The sequence below is a fragment of the Pseudomonadota bacterium genome, assembly GCA_026388215.1.
Taxonomy (GTDB): domain Bacteria; phylum Desulfobacterota; class Syntrophorhabdia; order Syntrophorhabdales; family Syntrophorhabdaceae; genus JAPLKF01.
The window spans coordinates 1-4809 of the sequence record JAPLKF010000130.1; the positions used below are offsets into that span (position 1 = coordinate 1).

The following is a 4809-nucleotide window of genomic DNA, read 5'->3' on the forward strand; positions in this document are numbered from 1 at the left end:
ATTTAAGGGAAACAAGGGCAATCGGGTTTTACAGGCAGGCAGCAAAAGAGGCCAAGAATAAGAGGGTAAAACAGATATTTCAGGCCCTTGTTGAGGTAGAAACAGACCACTTAAAACTGTCAGAGGAGAGACTGAGATAATACAGCGGTCAGCCATCAGCAGTAAGCTGTCAGCAAATGCTTTGCTCGTAAAACGTTTTGAAGATTAGAATTTAAGGCTGAACACTGACTGCTGAGGGCTAATAGCTATATAACTACACCATCAGATATTTCTTTTTGACTTCTTCGTTCGCTTCAAGTTCTGCAACTGTGCCCTCAAAGCGAATCCTGCCGTTGTCAATAACGTAAACCCTGCTTATCATCTTAAGGGCGGATTTTATATTTTGTTCGGATAAAAAGATGCTGATCCCTGCATCCCTTAATTTTAGGATTTGTTTTTCAAGGTCGCGGACGATTAAAGGCGCCAACCCCTCTGTTGGTTCATCCAGCAGAAGAAGGTCTGGACTTCCCATTAGTGCTCTGGCAATGGTGAGCATCTGCTGTTCTCCGCCACTTAAATTACCGCCTCTTCTTGTTTTTATCTCTTTAAGGGCAGGAAATAATTCATATACCCTGTCTTTATTCCAGTCAGTTTTTCTGCTATGAACAATTTCAAAGTTGTCGTCCACGCTTAAATCAGCAAAAACCCTTCTATCATCGGGCACATAACCTATACCCTTCCTGTAAAGTATGTAAGGTTTTTGTCCTGTGATACCTTCACCGTTAAATGTAATGGTTCCTTCCCTGGGGGGCGTTAACCCCATTATGCTTCTCATCGTGGTGCTCTTTCCAGCCCCATTTCTCCCGAGAAGACCTACGACCTCTCCTTTTGAGACGGTTAACGATACATCAAAAAGGATATGACTGAGACCATAGTATGTATGTATACCATTCACATTAAGCATACATCGCCCCCGCCAAGATATGCATCCTGCACCGCCTGATTACATCTCACTTCATCACAGGAACCCTGAATAATTGTAGCCCCTCTTACCATTACCATTATCCTGTTTGCAATGCCAAAAACAATTTCCATGTCGTGCTCGCAGAACAGAATGGTGAGCCCCATCTTTTCTCTGAGTTGCTTAATAAGCTCAATACAGCGCTCGGTTTCTTCTGGAGCCATTCCTGCGGTTGGTTCATCGAGAATAAGGAATTCAGGATTACCCCCTAACGCCATAGCTATCTCAAGGACCTTGCGGTCGCCGTGGGAGAGCAGGGCAGTCGTGCGGTCTTTTTTACCAATTAAACCAACGTTCTCCAGTATCTCATTTGTTTCCTTGATTACCAATTTTGTTGAAGGGGTAAATAGGTTCCATGTCTTTTTTTCCCGGGAAAGTACGGAAACCTGGACATTCTCAAATATAGTAAGTCTTTGAAACACATTAACTATCTGAAAAGATCGTGAAATCCTTTTTCTGCATACCGTATAGGGAGGCAACCCTGTAATATCCTCGTTCTTAAAAAAGACCTTCCCGCTATCAGGTTTTAATATTCCTGTGATGAGGTTAAAGAGTGTAGTTTTACCAGCCCCATTTGGACCAATAACCGCAACGATTTGACCCTGCTCGACCTCAAGGTTGGCATTGTTTACTGCCATGAACCCATCAAAGGATTTGAATACAGACTGTGCTTTTAACACACTGATCACTCCTTAATCACTGGTTCTATAATCACTCTCTTCAGCTTTTCTTCTATATAACCAAGTACCCCGTTTGGAAGGAAGAAGATCACAAGCACCATTAATATACCAAGAGCAAGTGACCAATAGACAGTAAAGGTACTCACAAATGTTCTGAGGGCGATTATTATTGCTGCACCGAGCATGGGTCCTAAGAAGGTGAACCACCCACCAAGCAGGCACATAATACAAATTTCGAGTGAGAGGGTCCAGAAGAGCATGTCGGGAAAAACAGTAGTATCTACCACAACAAAGAGGGAACCTGCAACCCCCGCAAAGAATCCTGCAATTATTAATGTGAGGAGTTGATGGAGCTTGACATTTATCCCTATCATCTCACAACGTACCGGATTATCGCGGATTCCCTGGAGGACGCTCCCAAAAGGGGATTTTACTATCTTATACATTACGAAAAGGCAGATTAATGTAACAATCAAAGTAAAGTAGTAAGCATTATTTGAGGATGAAAGAATATCAGGCAATGGGATTCCATGTATGCCGTCATCGCCTCCAGTAAAAGAATACCACCTGTAAACTATAATCCACACAAGAGAGCCGAGGGAAATCTGGAGCATAGCAAAATAAAGCTTTGAGAGACGGATACATATCCAGCCCATTATAAGCCCGAGGGCTGCTGAGACTAAAGGTCCTACTATAAAAGCAATCCATAGTGAAAGCCCTGTTTTTGTTAATATGAGCGCTGTCCCGTATGCCCCTGCACCATAAAATACAGCATGGTGAAACTGAAATATTCCTCCATACCCGAGAACAAGGTTAAGGCTTGTTGCAAGGAGCCCGGTGAGTAAAATAATGGATAACAGGTAGAGGTAAAACCTCGGTAAAATGAGGGGTAAAAGGAACATGAGAATAAGAGTAACAGCCCACCAGATATGACCCCTTCCCTCTAACATGCCTTTCAACATATAACGCTCCTGATTACCATGTAGATTTGAGAAGCCCTGTAGGTCTGAATAATAACACTACAATCACTGCGGCATAGGGAAAGACTATCCCAAATTGAGACCAGATCAGGATACCCAGCGACTGCGTCAGGCCAAAGATGAGAGCACCAAGAAGCGCTCCCCAGATATTACCCAAACCACCTATAATCACAATGAGAAATGCCTCTATAATAAGTGTATGGTCCATCCCCAGCGTTACACTCACCGTAGGTGCAACCAGTGCCCCGCCAAGTCCTGCCAGAAGACAGCCTATAACAAATACTATGGCAAAGACCCAACTTACATTGATACCAACGGCACCAACCATTTCCCTATCAACTGCAGCAGCCCGCGAGATCTTTCCTATCTTTGTTTTGTTTACGATGAGCCATAGAGCGACCGCTACAATAGGTCCAATGATAAGAAGGAAAAGATTGTAAAGAGGGAAGGGCAACCCTCCAAACAGGTTAACAAATCCCTGAAAAACTTGGGGTACCGGTACTGATTTGTACTCAGCACCCCATACGATTTTGACAAGATCGCCAAAAATAAGGGAAACTGCGAATGTGAGCAAAAGGAGCATGAGATGTTCTCTCTCATATAGATATTGAAAAAGCCCCCTTTCTGCTATAAGACTCACAAGTGCTACCCCAAGGGGCGCTCCAACCAGCGCCAACCAGAATCCTGCATCACCACCACCAAAAACCTTGGAGATAGTGAAAGCCATAAAGGCCCCTATCATATACAGGGAGCCGTGTGCAATATTTGGGATCCTGAGCACGCCCAGTATAAGGCTTAGGCCGGAGGATACTATGAAAAGGATTGTAGTTCTACTCAAACCCACGAATATCTGGGCCAAGACTCTTGGTGGACATATAGTGTAGATAAAGTCCGTTATTTTCTCCCAAAAATGCTATTTTTTACGGGTTTGCAAAATCTCCTTACATGTGGGCATATAATCCTTTGAAGATATAATCTGGGTATCGCCTGATACGAGAAAATCATATTTCGGGTCTTTTTTTGTCACACCAAAATATGTCGGGAGCTCAAGCTGGTGGTCACAGGCCCTTATTGATAATGGTCCGACAGGGCTATCAAGCTTTAAACCCTCAAGGGCTTTGATCAAAGCTTCATTATTTATCTTTCCTGCCTTTTTAAAGCCCTCGGCTATAAATTGGGCAGTCATATATCCCACTAAGGCACTGGCTTTCGGGTATCTCTTGTAGACCTTATTAAATTCTTCAGCAAACGCCTTGTTTGCTGGTGAATCGGGTAAGTAGAAGAGATAATTGGCGGTTCCATAAACACCCTCGGGAGCATTTTGACCCTGTGCCAAAAGCGTTCCAAGCTCATTGCCTGTATGCTGGTAGAACGGTATGTTCTGGCTTAACCCTGTTGCCTTTGCTGCCTTCTGGAAATTCACCATTGAACCCCCCCCGGTTGCCACTATGATAAAATCCGGCTTAGCAGCAAGAATCTGGGTAATATAGGGAGTAAAGTCTGCCTCTCCCACCTTCCACCAGGTTTGTCCAAGGATTATGGCTTTCGGGTTAAACTTCTGTATATTCTCCCAGACGTTATTTGCGATTGCGTGCCCATACTCGTAATCGTCCCCGGCAATCCAGTATTTTGTATACGGTTTTTTACCAAGGACATAGCCGGCAGCCCTGCCAGCCATCATAGTATTCTCATTCATATTGAACACATAACGGTGTCCCTTCTCGCCAATAATTTTATCGCTCTTTGAATAGGTAACAAAGAATGGGATCTTTTCCTTCTTTGCAAATTCGGATACCGCCAATGCAGTGGCACTATTGATTGTACCCATGAGTATGTCTACTTTCTCTTTCAGAACCAGTTCTTTTGCCATAGCTAACCCTATATCTGGTTTAAACTTCTCATCCCTTGTTGTATATTCAATCTTTTTTCCAAGCACCCCGCCTTTGGCATTTATTTTTTCAACAGCCATTTTAAATCCATCAAGTACATCTAACGTATAAGCACTGGGAGGGCCTGTATAGGTATCAACAATGCCTACCTTAATCGTATTTGCCGCATTGGATGTCGGACACATAAAAAATAGACCAAACAAACTGACCAAAAAAATTGAAAACCATTTTGATTTTTTCATAATACTACCCCCTTCAAA

General features: G+C 43.3%; 5 protein-coding genes. All 5 read right to left on the reverse strand.

The genetic code is table 11. From position 1 onward, the window contains the following. Positions 1–253: 253 nt before the first annotated feature. Positions 254–943: an ABC transporter ATP-binding protein gene (locus NTU69_07790; GenBank protein MCX5803414.1), complete on the reverse strand. Its 690-nt coding sequence runs from the start codon at positions 941–943 to the stop codon at positions 254–256. Next, positions 931–1680: an ABC transporter ATP-binding protein gene (locus NTU69_07795; GenBank protein ID MCX5803415.1), complete on the reverse strand. Its 750-nt coding sequence runs from the start codon at positions 1678–1680 to the stop codon at positions 931–933. Before NTU69_07795 ends, NTU69_07790 begins: the two co-directional genes overlap by 13 nt. Before the next feature lie 5 nt (positions 1681–1685). Next, positions 1686–2642: a branched-chain amino acid ABC transporter permease gene (locus tag NTU69_07800; protein ID MCX5803416.1), complete on the reverse strand. Its 957-nt coding sequence runs from the start codon at positions 2640–2642 to the stop codon at positions 1686–1688. A gap of 13 nt (positions 2643–2655) precedes the next feature. After that, complete coding sequence (locus NTU69_07805) at positions 2656–3504, reverse strand: branched-chain amino acid ABC transporter permease (protein ID MCX5803417.1); 849 nt, start codon at positions 3502–3504, stop codon at positions 2656–2658. Between the two features lie 69 nt (positions 3505–3573). Continuing rightward, positions 3574–4791 (reverse strand): ABC transporter substrate-binding protein, encoded by a 1218-nt coding sequence (locus tag NTU69_07810; protein ID MCX5803418.1) that lies wholly within the window; start codon positions 4789–4791, stop codon positions 3574–3576. Between the last annotated feature and the right edge of the window lie 18 nt (positions 4792–4809).